The sequence below is a fragment of the Bradyrhizobium sp. UFLA06-24 genome (assembly GCF_054967145.1).
On the sequence record NZ_JADFUE010000014.1, the window covers coordinates 1 to 16,863 of the forward strand.

15 protein-coding genes are annotated in these 16,863 nt (G+C 64.0%); 8 read left to right on the forward strand and 7 right to left on the reverse strand.

Annotation, left to right across the window (positions count from 1 at the left end; genetic code table 11):
- From IF809_RS13935 to IF809_RS13945, 3 genes are all read right to left on the reverse strand, one after another.
- On the reverse strand, positions 1-1,365 hold a 1,365-nt coding region (locus tag IF809_RS13935; RefSeq protein ID WP_462837848.1), incomplete at its 3' end, for a sensor histidine kinase.
- A gap of 140 nt (positions 1,366-1,505) precedes the next feature.
- Positions 1,506-2,783 (reverse strand): sodium:proton antiporter NhaD, encoded by a 1,278-nt coding sequence (gene nhaD / locus IF809_RS13940; RefSeq protein WP_462837849.1) that lies wholly within the window; start codon positions 2,781-2,783, stop codon positions 1,506-1,508.
- A 23-nt stretch (positions 2,784-2,806) separates the two neighbouring features.
- Positions 2,807-3,739 (reverse strand): NAD(P)-dependent oxidoreductase, encoded by a 933-nt coding sequence (locus IF809_RS13945; protein ID WP_462837928.1) that lies wholly within the window; start codon positions 3,737-3,739, stop codon positions 2,807-2,809.
- A gap of 132 nt (positions 3,740-3,871) precedes the next feature.
- Between IF809_RS13945 and IF809_RS13950 the strand changes: the two genes are divergently transcribed.
- The 8 genes from IF809_RS13950 to IF809_RS13985 all read left to right on the forward strand — a co-directional run bounded on the left by IF809_RS13950 (position 3,872) and on the right by IF809_RS13985 (position 11,981).
- On the forward strand, positions 3,872-4,309 hold the full coding sequence (locus IF809_RS13950) for a VOC family protein (protein ID WP_128967138.1): 438 nt from the start codon (positions 3,872-3,874) through the stop codon (positions 4,307-4,309).
- A gap of 110 nt (positions 4,310-4,419) precedes the next feature.
- Positions 4,420-5,559 carry an Mrp/NBP35 family ATP-binding protein gene (locus IF809_RS13955; RefSeq protein WP_462837850.1) on the forward strand — a complete coding sequence of 380 codons (1,140 nt, stop codon included), beginning with the start codon at positions 4,420-4,422 and terminating at the stop codon, positions 5,557-5,559.
- A 193-nt stretch (positions 5,560-5,752) separates the two neighbouring features.
- Complete coding sequence (locus IF809_RS13960) at positions 5,753-6,844, forward strand: TRAP transporter substrate-binding protein (RefSeq protein ID WP_128967136.1); 1,092 nt, start codon at positions 5,753-5,755, stop codon at positions 6,842-6,844.
- A 447-nt stretch (positions 6,845-7,291) separates the two neighbouring features.
- Entirely contained in the window at positions 7,292-8,380 is a 1,089-nt protein-coding gene (locus IF809_RS13965; RefSeq protein WP_462837851.1) for a TRAP transporter substrate-binding protein, read from the forward strand.
- Positions 8,381-8,460: 80 nt separating this feature from the next.
- On the forward strand, positions 8,461-8,811 hold the full coding sequence (locus tag IF809_RS13970) for a YunG family protein (protein ID WP_462837852.1): 351 nt from the start codon (positions 8,461-8,463) through the stop codon (positions 8,809-8,811).
- Positions 8,812-9,119: 308 nt separating this feature from the next.
- Positions 9,120-9,677, forward strand: a complete 558-nt coding sequence (locus IF809_RS13975; RefSeq protein WP_462837853.1) for a MarR family winged helix-turn-helix transcriptional regulator — start codon at positions 9,120-9,122, stop codon at positions 9,675-9,677.
- Between the two features lie 245 nt (positions 9,678-9,922).
- Positions 9,923-10,597 (forward strand): response regulator, encoded by a 675-nt coding sequence (locus IF809_RS13980; protein ID WP_128967132.1) that lies wholly within the window; start codon positions 9,923-9,925, stop codon positions 10,595-10,597.
- A gap of 1 nt (position 10,598) precedes the next feature.
- The gene (locus IF809_RS13985; protein ID WP_462837854.1) at positions 10,599-11,981 is read left to right on the forward strand and encodes a sensor histidine kinase; all 1,383 of its coding nucleotides are present in this window, start codon (positions 10,599-10,601) and stop codon (positions 11,979-11,981) included.
- Positions 11,982-11,984: 3 nt separating this feature from the next.
- Here IF809_RS13985 and IF809_RS13990 read toward each other — a convergent pair whose 3' ends face one another.
- The 4 genes from IF809_RS13990 to moaA form a co-directional block, all read right to left on the reverse strand.
- Positions 11,985-13,274, reverse strand: coding sequence for a M20/M25/M40 family metallo-hydrolase (locus tag IF809_RS13990; RefSeq protein WP_453979492.1), 1,290 nt, complete (start codon positions 13,272-13,274; stop codon positions 11,985-11,987).
- A gap of 109 nt (positions 13,275-13,383) precedes the next feature.
- Complete coding sequence (locus IF809_RS13995; RefSeq protein ID WP_462837855.1) at positions 13,384-15,039, reverse strand: TRAP transporter large permease; 1,656 nt, start codon at positions 15,037-15,039, stop codon at positions 13,384-13,386.
- Positions 15,040-15,065: 26 nt separating this feature from the next.
- Entirely contained in the window at positions 15,066-15,647 is a 582-nt protein-coding gene (locus IF809_RS14000) for a TRAP transporter small permease subunit (protein ID WP_128967128.1), read from the reverse strand.
- 170 nt (positions 15,648-15,817) lie between these two features.
- Positions 15,818-16,852 carry a GTP 3',8-cyclase MoaA gene (moaA, locus tag IF809_RS14005; RefSeq protein WP_462837856.1) on the reverse strand — a complete coding sequence of 345 codons (1,035 nt, stop codon included), beginning with the start codon at positions 16,850-16,852 and terminating at the stop codon, positions 15,818-15,820.
- Between the last annotated feature and the right edge of the window lie 11 nt (positions 16,853-16,863).

Here is a 16,863-nt window from a genome sequence, read left to right on the forward strand (position 1 = left end):
GTTCGTCGGCAGCGTCAGATGTGTATAAGAGACAGAGTTCGAGCCCTGCCCGAAGGAGGCGAGCACGACCGGGATCTCGTCCTCGGGGATGCCTGAGCCGGTATCCTTCACCGAGAGGTACTGTCCGCCCGAGGCGGTCCAACCGGCCTTGAGCCAGATCTCGCCGCCTTGCGGGGTGAACTTGATCGCGTTGGAGAGCAGGTTGAGCACGACCTGGCGGATCGCGCGCTCGTCGGCCCAGAGCCGCGGCATCGATTGCTCGAACACTTCGTGGATGGTGATGCCGCGGCTCGAAGCGCGCAGCTTCATTAGATGATGGCAATCGGCGACGATGCCGACCAGCGAGACCGCCTCCTCATTCAATTCGTAGCGGCCGGCCTCGATCCGCGACAGATCGAGGATCTCGTTGATGAGGTTGAGCAGGTGCACCCCCGAATTATGGATGTCTGCCGAGTATTCCTTGTAGACCGGCACCGCATGCGCGCCGAAAATCTCGCTCTTCATCACCTCCGAGAAGCCGAGGATGGCGTTGAGCGGCGTGCGCAGCTCATGGCTCATCTGTGCCAGGAAGCGCGATTTGGCGACGTTGGCGGATTCGGCGCGGTGACGCGCCTCGTCGGAGATCGCCTTGGCTTGTTCGAGTTCGCCGATCAGCGCATCCTTTTCCGCGCGCGCCTCCAGCGTCGCGAAGGTCGAAGAATGCAGGCGATGTGCCAGCAGCACGAAATAGCCTTCGGCCGCGAGCGCAAGCGCGGCCAGTATGTAGTTGTCCAGCGAACCGGTCATCGCAAAGCTCAGCGCCATCGCGACAGCAACGGGCGCCGTCGCGGCGAGAGCTGCGATCGGCAGGTTGGCCGCGAGCATGCTCGATACCGCAATCACCAGCAGCATCAGGAACATCATCAGCGTTTCCGTGACCATATCGAGCACGGGATGAATCAGAATCGCCATCCAGCACAACCCGTAGAGCAGGTCGAGCACGACGAAGCGTGTCCGCCAGCTGCGCGTCGCGGTGGGCGAAGCAGGTTCGGCCAGGAAGCGGCGGCAGCTGCGTGTCATGGCGACATGGATGCAGAGCATGCCGGTGGTCCAGAGCGCGGCCGGGATCGGCTGCATCCACAACCCGAACAACATACCGGTGGCGACCACCAGCAGCATCACGACATAAGAAGCGGAGAGCCGCGTCTGGGCATATTGGCGCAGCAGCTCGGCGTCGAAGGCCGGCCGGGTTCCGCTGGTCGACGTTAACCTATCGCGTGCCTCGCGCACCCGCTGCGCGGCAGCCCGTCGGCTGCTCGGTGATGGAGCGCTGACCGGCTCGGCCGGAAGCTGCACTACCTCAGGCTTTTCAGCGGGGTTACTCATCAAGCAACAACGATTCCTGCCCACGTCGGACGCGGGCCTTCTGCATTGTCTATCTCTGGCAAGAAATCCTTAAGAGGTGACTTAAGGAGCTAAAAAATTACGTTAACCGGGCGTTAATCCGGAAGCTGCCCGGTGGGTGCTCAGTGCAACCACGCATGCTGCGCGACGTAGACCACGGCTCCCGCCAGGTATCCCGCGAGCGCCGGCACCGCGATGCGGCGGGCGTACCAGAGGAAGTCGATCCGCTCGAGCCCCATGGCGGCGACGCCTGCGGCCGATCCGATGATCAGGATCGAGCCGCCGGTGCCGGCGCAATAGGCAATGAATTCCCAGATGAAGCTGTCCGGCGGATAATGCCCGAGGTCGTACATGCCCATGGTTGCGGCGACCAGTGGCACGTTGTCGATGATGGCGCTGAGCAGGCCGAGCACGACGACGATGACGTCCTGCCGGCCGATCACGGTATCCAGCCAGCGCGCCAGCATCGAGAGCAGGCCGGCATGTTCGAGGCAGGCGACCGCGAGCAGGATGCCGACGAAGAATACGACCGAGCCCATGTCGATCCGCGTCAGCGCGTGCACCAGCGTCAGCGGCTGGCGTACGTGCTCGTCCTTGTGGCGATGGACGATCTCGCCGACCAGCCACAGCACGCCGAGCCCGAACAGGATCCCCATGAAGGGCGCCAGATGCGTCACCGCCTTGAACGCGGGCACCGCGATCAACGTGCCAAGGCCGAGATAGAACATCAAATTGCGCTCGAACCGGTCGACGGCCAGCAGTCCATCGTCCTTCGGCGGCGCTGCGATGGTCTTGCCCTTGAGCGAGAAGCTGACGAAGACGAGCGGGACGAGAAGATTGAGGAGCGAGGGCAGGAACACCGCGCCCATGATCTTCACCGGGGAGATATTTCCGCCGATCCAGAGCATGGTCGTGGTGACGTCGCCGATCACCGTCCACGCGCCGCCCGCATTGGCGGCGATCACGATGAGGGAGGCGAACAGCAGCCGGTCCTCGCGACGGGCGATCAGCTTCTGGATCAGTGCGACCATGACGATGGTGGTCGTCAGATTGTCCAGGATCGAGCTCAGGAAGAACGTCACGAAGCCGATCAGCCAGATCAGCCCCACCTGGCTCGTCGTGCGGATCAGCGAGGTGATGACCTCGAAGCCGTCATGGGCGTCGATCACCTCGACGATGGTCATCGCGCCGATCAGGAAGAACACGATCTGCGCCGTGGCGCCGACGGAATCGTCGAGCTGGCGCCCGACGAGAGCGTGGTCGCCGGTCGCGACCGCATAGACCGTCCAGAGCAGGCCCGCAGCGAGCAGCGCAGAGGCGCTCTTGTTGACCCCGATGGGGTGCTCGAGCGCGATCGCCGCGTAGGCGAGGACGAAGATTGCGGCGATCGCGATCAGCACGGCGGCAGCGGCTTGGTCAGGCGTCAGCGCGACAGGCGCGCGAGCAGGCTGGACGTATCCCAGCGCTTGCCGCCCATCTTCTCGACCTCGGAATAGAACTGATCGACCAGCGCGGTGACCGGCAGGTTGGCGCCGTTGCGGCGGGCTTCGGCCAGTGAGATCGAGAGGTCCTTGCGCATCCATTCGACGGCGAAGCCGAAATCGTACTTGCCCTCGTTCATGGTCTTGTAGCGGTTCTCCATCTGCCAGGACTGCGCAGCGCCCTTGGAGATGGTTTCGATCACGGCGGCGACGTCGAGGCCGCTCTTCTGGGCGAAGTGGATACCCTCCGAGAGGCCCTGCACGAGGCCGGCGATGCAGATCTGATTGACCATCTTGGTCAGCTGGCCGCTTCCGGCGGGTCCGAGCAATTTGCACATCCGCGCATAGGCGCCCGTGATGATCGGCTCGGCGCCGGCATAGGCGTCCTGAGCGCCGCCGCACATCACCGTCAGCACGCCGTTCTCGGCGCCGGCCTGGCCGCCGGAGACGGGCGCGTCGACGAATTTGAAGCCGGCCTTCGTGGCAGCCGCGTCCAGTTCGCGCGCGACTTCGGCGGAAGCCGTGGTGTGGTCGACGAAGGTCGCTCCCTTCCGCATGCCGGCAAAGGCGCCGTCGGGACCGATCGTGACCGCGCGCAGATCGTTGTCATTGCCGACGCAGCACATCACGAAATCCTGGCCTTCGGCGGCGGCTTTCGGGGTCGCCGCTGTCTTGCCGCCGAACTTGTCCGCCCATTCCTTCGCCTTGGCCGAGGTGCGGTTATAGACGGTGACCTCATGGCCCCCTTTTTTCACGAGGTGTCCGGCCATGGGGAAACCCATGACGCCAAGACCGAGGAAAGCGACTTTAGCCATGTGTGTGTCCGTAGCTTGAGTTTTACGGTTGCAGCCGGGCGAGGGGCGCCCAGCCGGGATCCTACAAGGTTCCGCCGGGAGCGGACCGGGCGCACCATAAACCCTTGAGAGCGGAGGGCAACGGCTTCGTTTGGCGGGCCCCTGTGCTAGGATGGCCGACCTCAAGGACTTCAAAACAAGGGAGCAAAGGCAATGGGCGGCGTGAGCGTCGGCGTGCTCGATCATTTCAACATCCGGACCCGGAAACTGGCCGAGACGGTCCGCTTCTACGAAGACGTGCTGGGCCTGGAAAAAGGCGCCCGGCCGAATTTCGCCTTCCCGGGGGCCTGGATGTACAGCGAGGGCAAGCCCGTGGTGCATCTCGTCGATATTTCGCCGACCTCCGAGCCACAAAAGCCGGATTCCGGCGTTGTCCACCACGTCGCCTTCGTCAGCCGTGGCTTCGAAGGCATGAAGCAAAGGCTGGCGTCCAAGGGCATGACATTCGACGCCCGCCAGGTGCCTGGCGGCGACCTCTGGCAGATCTTCGTCCACGACCCCAACGGGGTCATGATCGAACTCAATTACGAGGCGGCCCAGGAGCAGGGGGCGGCGCCCGCGGAAATGGCTGGCGATATCGGCAGGCAGTAGCCTTTTGGCCGTTTCCGCTCTAATGGGGCATCCTCAAGCCTTGAGCATGATCTGACCGGCAAACCGCACCACGCTTTTTTCGGATCGTGCTCTACTCCAGGAGATGCGCTTTGAGCGTGACGCAGCAACAGGTTCTCGACAGCCTCGCCAAAATCAAGTCGCCCCGCGGGGTTGCGCTCACCAATGCCAATGTGCTGAGCGCGATCAGCGCCGCCGACGGCAAGGTCTTCTTCTCGATCAATGTCGATGCCGCCGAGGCGCGGGCCTGGGAATCCGTGCGGGCCGAGGCTGAAGCCGCCGTGCGCGCCATTCCTGGCGTCACCACGGCGATGGTGGCCCTGACGGCCGAGCGCAAGCCGGGCTCCGCGCCGCCACCCCCGCAACCTGGTCGCGGCACGCCCGGCGTGCAGCCCGCCCATGCCCATAAGCCGCCGCCGCAGGGCGGCGCCCAATCGCCGATGGCGCGGCAGTCCGAAATTCCTGGCGTCGCCGCCGTGATCGCGGTGGCTTCGGGCAAGGGCGGGGTCGGCAAGTCGACCACCGCACTCAATCTGGCATTGGGCCTGCGGGACCTCGGTCTCAAGGTCGGGCTGCTCGACGCCGATATCTACGGTCCCTCGGTGCCGCGGCTGACCGGCCTGCACGAGAAGCCGGAGCTGGACGGCGAGCGAAAAATGATTCCGCTCCGGCGCTTCGGCCTCGCCATCATGTCGATCGGCTTCCTGGTCGAGGAAGAGACCGCGATGATCTGGCGCGGCCCGATGGTGATGTCGGCGGTGACGCAGATGCTGCGCGACGTCGCGTGGGGTACGCTCGACGTGCTCGTCGTCGACATGCCGCCGGGCACGGGCGATGCCCAGCTCACGCTGGCGCAGAACGTGCCGCTGAAGGGTGCCGTCATCGTCTCGACCCCGCAGGACCTGTCCCTGATCGACGCCCGGCGGGGGCTCGCCATGTTCAGGAAGGTCAACGTGCCCGTGCTCGGCATCGTCGAGAACATGAGCTATTTCCAGTGCCCGCATTGCGGCACGAAATCGGACATCTTCGGCCATGGCGGCGCGCGCCATGAGGCCGACAAGCTCGGAGTACCGTTCTTGGGCGAAATCCCGCTGCACATGGCGATTCGCGCCACCTCGGACGCCGGCAATCCCGTCGTGGACAGCGAGCCTGATGGCCCCCATGCGGCGATCTATCGCGCCATAGCGGGGCAGGTGCGCGACCAGCTCAAGGGCGTGATCGCGGCAGCCTGAAGCCAATGTCTGGGGACATGCGACTTTCGTCGACCCCCGTCATGCCATTGTCGCGTTCCGCGCGAGTGGCTTCCGTGTTAAACGCCCACGGCAGCGAAGCCCCTTCGGTTTGACGCGATGAGGATCGCGTCGCCGGAACGAGCGGCCGTGAAGAGGAAGTAGGGGAAACACCCCAGCAAGGAGAGACCTGAAGATGAAGCGTCGTGATTTCCTGAAAGTGTCGGCAGCGGGCGCGGCGGCATCAGCCGCGGTGGCCTCGCCGGCGATTGCGCAGTCCTCGCCCGAGATCAAGTGGCGCATGACGTCGAGCTTCCCGAAGTCGCTCGACACCATCTACGGTGGTGGCGAGCAGGTGGCGAAGTACGTCGCCGAGATGACCGACAACAAGTTCCAGATCCAGGTGTTCGCCGGCGGCGAGATCGTCCCGCCGCTGCAGGCGCTCGATGCGACCTCGAACGGCACCGTCGAGATGTGCCACACCGTCTCCTACTACTACGTCGGCAAGGACCCGACCTTCGCGATCTACGCGTCGGTGCCGTTCGGCCTCAACGCGCGCCAGCAGAATTCCTGGTGGTACCAGGGCGGCGGCCAGGAGCTCGGCAACGAGTTCTTCAAGAAGTCGAACGTGATCGGCTTTCCTTGCGGTAATACCGGCACCCAGATGGGCGGCTGGTTCCGCAAGGAGATCAAGACCGTCGCGGACCTCTCGGGCCTCAAGATGCGCATCGGCGGCATCGCCGGCCAGGTGCTTCAGAAAGTCGGCGTGGTGCCGCAGCAGCTCGGCGGCGGCGACATCTATCCGGCGCTGGAAAAGGGCACCATCGATGCGGCCGAGTGGGTCGGTCCTTACGATGACGAGAAGCTCGGCTTCGCCAAGGTCGCGAAGTACTATTACTATCCGGGCTTCTGGGAAGGCGGTCCGACCGTTCACGCCTTCACCAATCTGGAGAAGTGGAATTCGCTGCCGAAGAACTACCAGGCGATCCTCACCAACGCGATGGCCAACGCCAACAGCTGGATGGCCGCGCGCTACGACATGCAGAACCCGGCGGCGCTGAAGCGTCTGGTCGCCGGCGGCACCCAGCTTCGTCCCTTCACCAACGAAGTTCTGGAAGCCTGCCTCAAGGCGACCAACGAGCTGTGGGGCGAGATCTCGGCCAAGAACCCCGACTTCAAGAAGTCGATCGACGCCATGCAGGCCTATCGCTCCGATGAATATCTGTGGTGGCAGGTCGCCGAATACACCTACGACAGCTTCATGATCCGCTCGCGCACCCGCGGCTGATCTGCAGCTCACGCTGTCAGGCTGAAAGGCCCGGCCTCGTTCGCGAGGCCGGGCTTTTTCATTGGCGCTGTGACGGGCACATTCAAAATCCGCAAAACAACCCCATGCACAGTAGAGGCGGCAACCGTCGCCGCGCTCGCAATGACGTGGGGATGGAGAGGGCGAGTCCAAGCTCGGTTGACACGTCGGGCAAAACAGTGGCATAAATCAATAATCGATTAATCCGAAATTTTGCCACGCGAGTGTGAGCATTTGACGAACCATGAGCTTCGGCGCGTACCGTCTGCGGCTTAAGTCGTAGGACGAAATGACCCGGCCGCTGTCGCGAGGCCGGCTTTTTCTTTGCCGCAGTGCGATCACGGTGGAAATCGCTGGAACCTTGCGTCATGCTGCGCTCCAAGCCTCGGCAAGAAGGCTCACAGTCACAATCCATCAGGGCAGGACATCATGAAGAGAAGAGACTTCATCAAGGTCACGGGACTTGGTGCGGCCGGTGCCGCCACGCTCGCGGCTCCGGCGATCGCGCAATCGATGCCGGAAATCAAATGGCGCATGCCGACAAGCTGGCCGAAATCGCTCGACACCCTCTACGGCGGCGCCGAGATGATGAGCAAGATGGTTGCTGAGGCAACCGACAATAAATTCCAGATCCAGACCTTCGCGGCCGGAGAGATCGTGCCGGGCCTGCAGGTGCTGGACGCCGTGCAGAACGGCACCTGCGAGATCGGCCACACCGCCTCGTATTATTATTTCGGCAAGGACCCGACCTTCACCTTCGGCTCGTCGGTGCCGTTCGGTCCCAACATGCGCATCAACCAGGCCTGGTACATGCAGGGCGGCGGGCGCGAGGTCCTCAACGAGTTCTACAAGAACTACAACGTCGTCTCGCTGCTGGCGGGCAACACCGGCTGCCAGATGGGCGGCTGGTTCAGGAAAGAGGTCAACACGCCCGAGGATCTCAGCGGCATGAAATTCCGCATCGGCGGCTTCGCCGGCCGCGTGCTGCAGAAGCTCGGCGTGGTGCCGCAGCAGCTCGCCGGCGGCGACATCTATCCGGCGCTGGAGAAGGGCACCATCGACGCCGCCGAATGGGTCGGTCCTTATGACGACGAGAAGCTCGGCTTCTACAAGATCGCGCCGCACTACTACTATCCCGGCTGGTGGGAAGGCGGGCCGATGCTGCTCGCCTTCGTCAATCTCGACAAATGGAACGCGCTGCCGAAATATTACCAGAGCGTGCTGGAGCAGGCCGGGCACTACGCCAACAACTACATGATGGCGCGCTACGATCAGGCCAATCCGCTGGCGCTGAAGAAGTTGCTTGCGGGCGGGACCAAGCTGCACGCCTTCTCGCCGCCGATCATGGATGCCTGCTTCAAGGCGGCCAAGGAGCTGCATGCCGAGGTCGGCGCAACCAACGCCAACTTCAAGAAGGTCCACGACTCCCTCGCGAAATTCTCGAGCGACGGCTACGCCTGGTTCCAGGTCGCCGAGGTCGGCTACGACGTCTTCATGGCGCGGCGCTCGCAAGGCTGAGGGCTGCGGTCTCGATGCTGGCCCCGGAACGCAAGCTCCGGGGCCTTTATCGTGGGAAATCTACAAGACAGGACGTGACGATGAGCTTCGATCCCGACGAGGTTCAAAGCGTACTGCGCAAGGCATGGTCGTTGTCGACGGCCAGCCAATGGACGGCGGACAATCCCGCGAAGGGGCAATGCAACGTCACGGCGCTGCTCGTTCACGAGCTCTTCGGCGGCGATTTGTTGAAGACGCCGCTGCCGGCCGGCGATCATTTCTACAACCGGATCGAGGGGCGGCGATACGACTTCACGTCAAGTCAATTCGATGAGCCGATCGCTTACGCGGACTTGCCCACAAGCCGGACCGAGGCGCAGCGGGGGGCGACGAGTGCGCAAAGGGCTGCGCTCAGAATGGCTTTTGGAAGATGCCGCGCCAGCTCAGGCTAAGTCAAAAGCCGGCGCAAGCCTGCCGCTCGAGGATGCACCGATATTGTTCTGCGTGCGGAAGCAGATACGCGCTATTTCAACGCGATTAGGTACGTATTTTTTCGGTGTTCCTTTTGCGGAACGATCAGGCTATCGAGATTCGGCAATCGGGCTGAAGTTCGCGGCGGCGTTACCGCCGCTCCGGCTTCACGGTACGGTATACCGGACTCAACCAGTCCCGACGCGAATTCAGCTTTCACCGAATACGGCAGTTCTCGATCCCCGATCGAGATGCCAATGCGCGTTTCCCTTGGGGACTCCTTGTGAGAATGGCGATCGAGATCTTACAACTGCTGGTGCAATCGGCCGACACCTGGCTGTTCGAAGGCAACCTTTCCGGCCTGAGCGATCGGGAATGGATGGCGTTGCGCTTTCTCGCCGGTGCAAACCGATTTTCGCGAACGCCGACCGCTCTCGCCAGCTTCCTGGGCGCGACGCGCAGTGCCGCATCGCAGGTTGCCGCCGCACTCCAGAACAAGGGGCTGTTAGTCCGCAAGCCCTCCGCGGAGGACAAGCGCTCGATCGTGCTCTGTGTCACGGGTGAGGGCGAGAAGTTCCTCGAGCGCGATCCGATCAACGTGCTGCGTGACCAGGTCGAGGCACTCGAGGCCGGCGAGCGATCCCGTCTGCACGATACGCTTGGTCGCGTTCTGAGCGGGCTCGACGTTGCCAAGCGCCGGCACCGTGCCGACGTTTGCAGCGGATGCATGTTCCTGGTCGAGAGCGGAGAGGGGAAGGACCACCAGTTCAGGTGCCGGTTGTTTCGGAAGTCCCTGACCCCGAAGGACACGACCCTGCTTTGCGCCTACTTCGAGGGGCGGAGCTAGAGAGGTCTTCCGCACAACGCCGACGAACCTTGGCTGTTTGCGTGATTTCCGGCCTCCGTGCCTCGGCGGCGATCCGGCCCGCAGGGCGGCAACGGGCCCAGCCCGGTTGACTTACATGAACCTGACAACGGCGGGCGATCGTGGCCAAGCGCTTTTTCGCTGGCCGGGACGCTTCGAATGGTGGAAGAAAGCGCAGATGCGGCCAAGGCCGTAGGGTGACACCGGAACATCCGGCCGGGAATGCCATGCGCCTTCTGATCGTCGAGGACAATGCCGAACTGTCGCGGCTCGTGGCCAGCGGACTGGCGGGGGCGGGCTACGAGAGCGATGTCGTCGGGACGGCGGACGAAGCGCGCCAGGCGGTGAGCAGCGTCGGTTATGCCGCGATGATCCTCGACCTCGGTCTGCCCGACGGCGACGGGCTGTCGGTGCTGCGCGAGCTGCGGCGGCAGATGGAGCCGCTGCCGGTGCTGGTGCTGACCGCGCGGGGCGGGCTGCAGGACCGGGTCAACGGCTTGCGCAGCGGCGCCGACGACTACCTCGCAAAGCCTTTCGCGATGGAGGAACTGGTGGCGCGCCTGGAGGCGATCCTGCGCCGTCCGGGCCAGTTGCTCGGCCGCTCGCTGCACCTCGCCAATCTCGTCTACGACACCGAGAGCCGCCAGATCTTCGTCGACGACAAGCCGCGGATCATCTCCTCGCGCGAGACCTCGGTGCTTGAAATCCTGCTGCGCCGGCAGGGCCGCGTGGTGTCGAAAAAGAACGTCGAAGATCACATCTTCGGGCTCGAGGGCGAGGTCGCCTCCAATGCGGTCGAGGTCTACGTCTCGCGCTTGCGCAAGCAGCTCGCTGAACATGGCGCCAAGGTCGTGATCCACACCATCCGCGGCGTCGGCTACATGATGGCCGAGGAGAAATAGGATGGCCGGGGCCGGATCCCAGAACAGGTCCCGGGGGTGGCGAGGAGTGAGGCCGCCATCGTTCAAATCGCTGATCTCGCGCATCGTGTTCCTGCACATCATCGCGGTCGCGGTGGTTGCGATCTTCCTGCCGCTGGTCCTGTTCTGGCTTTTGAATTCCGAGATCGACCAGCTGCATCGCGCCGCGATGCGGGCCCAGGCCGAGACGCTGGCCGAGCGCATCGCCGTTGGGCCGGACGGCAAGGTGACGTTCAATCTTCCCGACAGCCTTCGCGGTCTCTATTCGGAAGCCTATGGCCGCTATCAGTACGACATCCGTGACGCCGGTGGCCGCCTGCTGTTCTCGTCCCACAAGAAGACCGGGAACGTCGAGTCAGAGTCGATTTCCGGTGCCGACGTGACCCAGATGATCGGCGACACCATGGTTCGCATTCACGTGGCGGAGGACCTCTCCCACCGCGACGTCATCACCGACGACATCATATCGAACTTCTTCCGCCGGGTCGGGTGGATCACCATTCCGATTCTTCTGGTCCTGCTCGCCACCGACATCATCATTTTCCGCCGCGCGATCGCACCGCTCTGGAAGGCCTCGGAGAAGGCGAGCGCCATCGGTCCTGCCCGCACCGACATTCGCCTGCCGACGGAGCAGATTCCGCGCGAGATCGTGCCGCTCGTCACGGCCGTCAACCAGGCGCTGGATCGGCTCGAGGACGGCTTTCGCGTGCAACGCCAGTTCACGGCCGACGCCGCCCATCAATTGCGCACGCCACTTGCGATCCTGCGGACCCGGATCGAAACGCTTGGCGATGCTGCCGCGCGGCAGGCGCTGCATGACGACATCGAAGCCATGAGCCGGATCGTCGCCCAGCTGCTGGAGATCGCCGAGCTCGATACGCTGGTGCTCGATCCAGGCGAGACCGCGGACTTGCGCGCCGTCTGCGCCGAAGTGGTCGGGTCGATCGCGCCGTTCGCGATCGCCCAGCACAAGGACATCGCACTCAAGGGCGCCGAGGCGCCGGTGATGATCCACGGCAATTCCGAGATGCTTCAGCGCGCGGTGTTCAACCTCGCCGAAAACGCCATCAAGTTCACGGCGAAGGAGACCTCGGTCGACATCGAGGTCGGCGACGACGGCTCGGTGCGCGTGCGCGATTGCGGCCCCGGCGTCGCGGAGTCCGAACGCGAGCTGATCTTCCAGCGCTTCTGGCGCAGGGATCGCCAGCGCAGCGACGGCGCGGGCCTCGGCTTGTCGATCGTGCGCGGGGTTGCCGACGACCACGCCGCGACGGTCGCGGTGGACAACCTCCCCGGCGGCGGCGCCGAGTTCACGCTGCGGTTCAGGCTGGCGGAGGAGGGCGCCTCCGCCGTTGGCCGGAGCTGATCGCTATTTCAGCTTGCCGGTCGACAGGTCCATGATCATGCGTGTGGTCAGGTAAAGACGCGGCACGATGCTGTTGATCTGGACGTATTCGGCATCGTTGGAATGGGCGCCGAAGCCCGACAGGCCCATGCCTTCGACCACGGCGCCCTTGGTCTTGAGCGCGGCGAAGGCAGCGTCGGTGCCGCCGCCCGTCGCCTTCTCGGCGACGTTCATGGACATTCCGAGCTCCTGATAGATCGTCTTGCCATAGGCGGCGACGCGGCGCGAGGCGTCGGTCGCCTCGAGCGGAGGGCGGCGCACCTCGAATTTCAGCTCGACCTTGGACTCCGGCAGCAGGTGATTTTTGATCTTCTCCTGCAGCGCCTTCTCGAGCTCGTCGAAATCGGACACCTTGAGGGCGCGCGCATCGGCCTGGGCCGTGGCTTCGGCAGGAATCACGTTACGGTTGGTGCCGGCCTTGGACACCGTCCAGTTCAGCTTCAGGCCCTGCTCGGGCTTGGACAGATCCTTCATCTGCAGCACCTGATGGGAGAGCTCGTAGAGCGCATTGATGCCGCCCTCGGGCCTTGCGCCGGCATGCGAGGACCGGCCGATCACCTTGAGATAGGCCGAGCCAATGCCGCTGGTCGCGAGGCGCAGCGTGCCATCGGTACCGCCGCCTTCGAACGAGAACACCACGTCCTGATCAGAGGCGAATTTGGTGATGGTGCTGCGCCAGCCGGGCGAGGAGATCTCCTCGTCGCCATTGGTGAGCACCGTGAGGGTGCCGTAATCCCTGAAGTTCAGCTTCTGCAGCATCGCCACCGTGTGGAGAATGAGCGCGACGCCCTGCTTGTCGTCGGCAATGCCGAGGCCGTAGGCCCTGTCGCCGTCGATGCGGAACGGCTGGTCCTTCAGCATGCCCTTCAGGTACACCGTGTCCATGTGGGCGATCAGCATGATCTTCCTGGTGCCGGTGCCCTTGAAGGTGGCGTGCACGGCCGGGCCGATCTTTTCGGGCGTGTCGTCGAGACGATCAATGTCGGCAGGCTGCAGGATCTCCACCGTGCCGCCGAGCTGCTTGAGCTGGTCGGCGACGCGCCCGGCGATCACGTTCAGGCCTTCGATATCCTTGCTGCCGGATTCGATGCTGACGAGATCGCGCAGCGTGTCGAGCAGCGGCTGCTGCTCTTTCTGCGCCAGCGCGTGAACGTCGGCGACTGGCTCGGCGTGGACGATGGTTGCGGCACAGGCGAGCCACAGGCAGGCAATTAGCGAACCGGCGAGCGAGGAAGCGGGGGACGATCGGAGCATGCGCGGCATTCCCAGGATTTAAGGAATGTCCGGTATGCCCGTGATCGCCGCGCGTGTCACGCGCGTCATGCTCCGCCGAAGCGGTACATGACGGCGAGAACCAGGACGGCTACTTCTGCGGCGGACCGAAGTCGAGCGGCGGCAGCTCGATCTGCGGCACCTCGATCTTGACGGAGTTCGGGTCGATGTTCGACTGGGTGCCCTTGTAGTGCATGACCATCGACGGGAACGCGATCACCAGCGCGACCATGATGATCTGGATCACCACGAACGGCACCGCGCCCCAATAGATCTGCCCCGTGGTGACCGGGTCCATCCTCTTGCCGGTGACGCGATCGGTGTATCGCTCCTTGGGCGCGACCGACCTGAGGTAGAACAGGGCGAAGCCGAACGGCGGATGCATGAACGAGGTCTGCATGTTGACGCCGAGGATGACGCCGAACCAGATCAGATCGATGCCCAGGTGCTCGGCGGCAGGCCCCAGCAGCGGGATCACGATGAAGGCCAGCTCGAAGAAGTCGAGGAAGAAGGCCAGCACGAACACGAAGGCGTTGACGAAGATCAGGAAGCCGACCTGGCCGCCGGGCAGCGAGGTGAGCAGGTGCTCGACCCAGACGTGTCCGCTGACGCCGTAGAAGGTGAGCGAGAACACGCGGGCGCCGACCAGGATGAACACCACGAACGCCGACAGCTTGGCGGTCGATTCCGTCGCCTGCCGGATCAGGTCCCAGCTCAGCCGCCGTTTCGCCGCGCCGAGGATGAGGGCGCCGGCAGCGCCCATCGCGCCACCTTCCGTCGGCGTCGCGAGGCCGATGAAGATGGTGCCGAGCACCAGGAAGATCAGGAACAGCGGCGGCACCATGACGAAGGTGGTCTGCTGCGCCATCTTCGACAGGAAGCGGAAGCCGGTGAGCTTGTCGATGACCCAGTTCAGCACCGCGACGGCGAAGGCGAAGATGATGCCGTTGAACATGCTGAGCACGACGAAGTCGGCGCCGTGCGTCTCGGAGTTGCGCATCATGAACCAGCCGAACACGCAGCTCGCAATGAAGAGCACGCCGAGGGAGATAAGGCCACGGCTGCCATTGTCTTCGCGGAAGCCGATGGCCTCCTTCGGCAGGCCGGGGGCGGCCTTCGGGAAGATGATGCTGACGAGGAAGGCATAGCCCGCGTAGAGGCCCGCGAGCACCAGACCCGGAATGAAGGCGCCCTCGTACATGTCGCCGACGGATTTGCCGAGCTGGTCGGCCATCACGATCAGGACGAGCGAAGGCGGAATGATCTGCGCGAGCGTGCCTGACGCCGCGATGATGCCGGTCGCCATGCGCCGGTCGTAACCGTAGCGCAGCATGATCGGCAGCGAGATCAGCCCCATCGAGATCACGGACGCGGCGACCACGCCGGTCGTTGCCGCAAGCAGGGCGCCGACGAACACGACCGCGTAGGCGAGGCCGCCGCGGATGGTGCCGAACAGCTGTCCGATGGTGTCGAGCAGGTCCTCGGCCATGCCCGACCGCTCCAGCACCAGCCCCATGAAGGTGAAGAAGGGGATGGCGAGCAGCGTGTCGTTGTTCATCACGCCGTAGACGCGCTCGGGAAGCGCGTTGAGGAAGTCGGGGCGGAATTCGCCGAGTTCGATGCCGATCACGGCGTAGAAGAGGCCGACGGCGCCGAGCGAAAATGCCGCGGGATAGCCGAGCAGCAGCACGACGACGAGCGTCGCGAACATGATGGGCGCCAGATTGGCGATAATGAATGCGGTCATAATTCCCCCTGAACCGTCGCCAACGGCTATTTCTTCTCGATCGCTTCGACGAGATGCTCGACTTCCGCCTCGAGCGCCGAGACCTGGGACTCGTGAGGATCTGGAATCAATCCGCGCATCACCGCGATCCGCTTGATCAATTCGGAGATGGCCTGAACCAGCAGGAACGCGAACCCGATCATGATTAGCGATTTGGCAGGCCATTGCGGCAGGCCGCCGGCATTCCCCGACTGCTCGTTGATCTGGAACGACCGCTCGAAGAACGGTACGCCGGTGAGGATCATGACGACGCACAGCGGAATGAGGAAGAACACATGACCGATCACGTCGATCATGCTGCGGACCTTCTTCGGCAATGTGTTGTTCACGATGTCGATGCGGATGTGTTCGTTATCGAGCAACGTCCACGGCGAGCAGAGCAGGAACACGATGCTGAAGAGCACCCATTGCAGCTCGAGCCAGGAATTGGAGGAGGTGTCGAACACCTTCCGAACGATCGCATTGAGCGCCGAGACGACGACCGCCAAGACGATCATCCAGGCCAGACGCTTGCCCGTCCAGCGCGTGAACGCGTCGATCCCACTGCTCAGCCTAAGGAGCGCTTGCAAAGATTGGTCCTCCCCCGATGGTGCCCCAGCCGTCTTGACTGCGCCGACGAGGCGCGTGGCTTGTCTCGCCGCGCAGGCATGAGGCTGGCGCACCAAACCAGCGGGCGTGCCGCCAGTCAATCGGAAGTTTGTTGATATCTCAGGGGAATAGGGCCGCAGCCGGCCGTTCCTCAGCCGCCAGTGACGCTCATATGCCTCGAGACGCTCGGGCGGTCGTGACGACGGTCGATGATGAAATCGTGGCCCTTGGGCTTCAAGCCGATGGCGCGGTCGATCGCATCCGCAAGCAGCACATCGTCATCGGATGCACGCAGAGGTTTGCGCAGGTCCGAGGCATCCTCGTGGCCGAGACAGGTGTGCAGCGTGCCGGTGCAGGTGATGCGCACCCGGTTGCAGGATTCGCAGAAATTGTGGGTCATCGGCGTGATGAAGCCGAGCTTGCCGCCGGTCTCGGCGACGCTGACATAGCGCGCCGGGCCCCCGGTGCTCTCCGCGAGATCTGTCAATGTGAATTGCTGGGCGAGCCGCGCGCGCACCAGGGACAACGGCAGATATTGATCGATGCGGCCTGCGCCGATCTCGCCCATCGGCATCACCTCGATCAGGGTGAGGCCCATGCTCTTGCCGTGGGCCCAGCGCATCAAGTCGGGAAGCTCGTCCTCGTTGAGGTTCTTCAGCGCCACTGCGTTGATCTTCACGGCCAGCCCCGCGGCGCGCGCGGCCTCGATGCCTTCGAGCACCTTGTCGATCTCGCCCCAGCGGGTGATCTCGCGAAACTTCTTCGGGTCGAGCGTGTCGAGCGAGACATTGATGCGGCGGACGCCGCAATCGGCCAGCTCCCTGGCATGCTTTGCGAGCTGGGTGCCGTTGGTGGTCAGCGTCAGCTCGTTCAAGGCGCCGCTCGACAGATGCCGCGACAGCGAGCGCACCAGCGTCATCACGTTGCGGCGGACCAGCGGCTCGCCGCCGGTGAGCCGAAGCTTCTTCACGCCCTTGGCGATGAACGCCGAGCAGAGCCGGTCGAGTTCCTCCAGGGTCAGCAGGTCGGCCTTCGGCAGGAACGTCATGTCTTCCGACATGCAGTAGAAGCAGCGCAGATCGCAGCGGTCGGTGACGGAGACGCGCAAATAGGAGATTGTCCGCCCGAACGGATCGGTCATCGCGCTCGACAGCGCAGTGCGGGGGCTCGCAGTGGATCCGTTCATACAAAATGCCT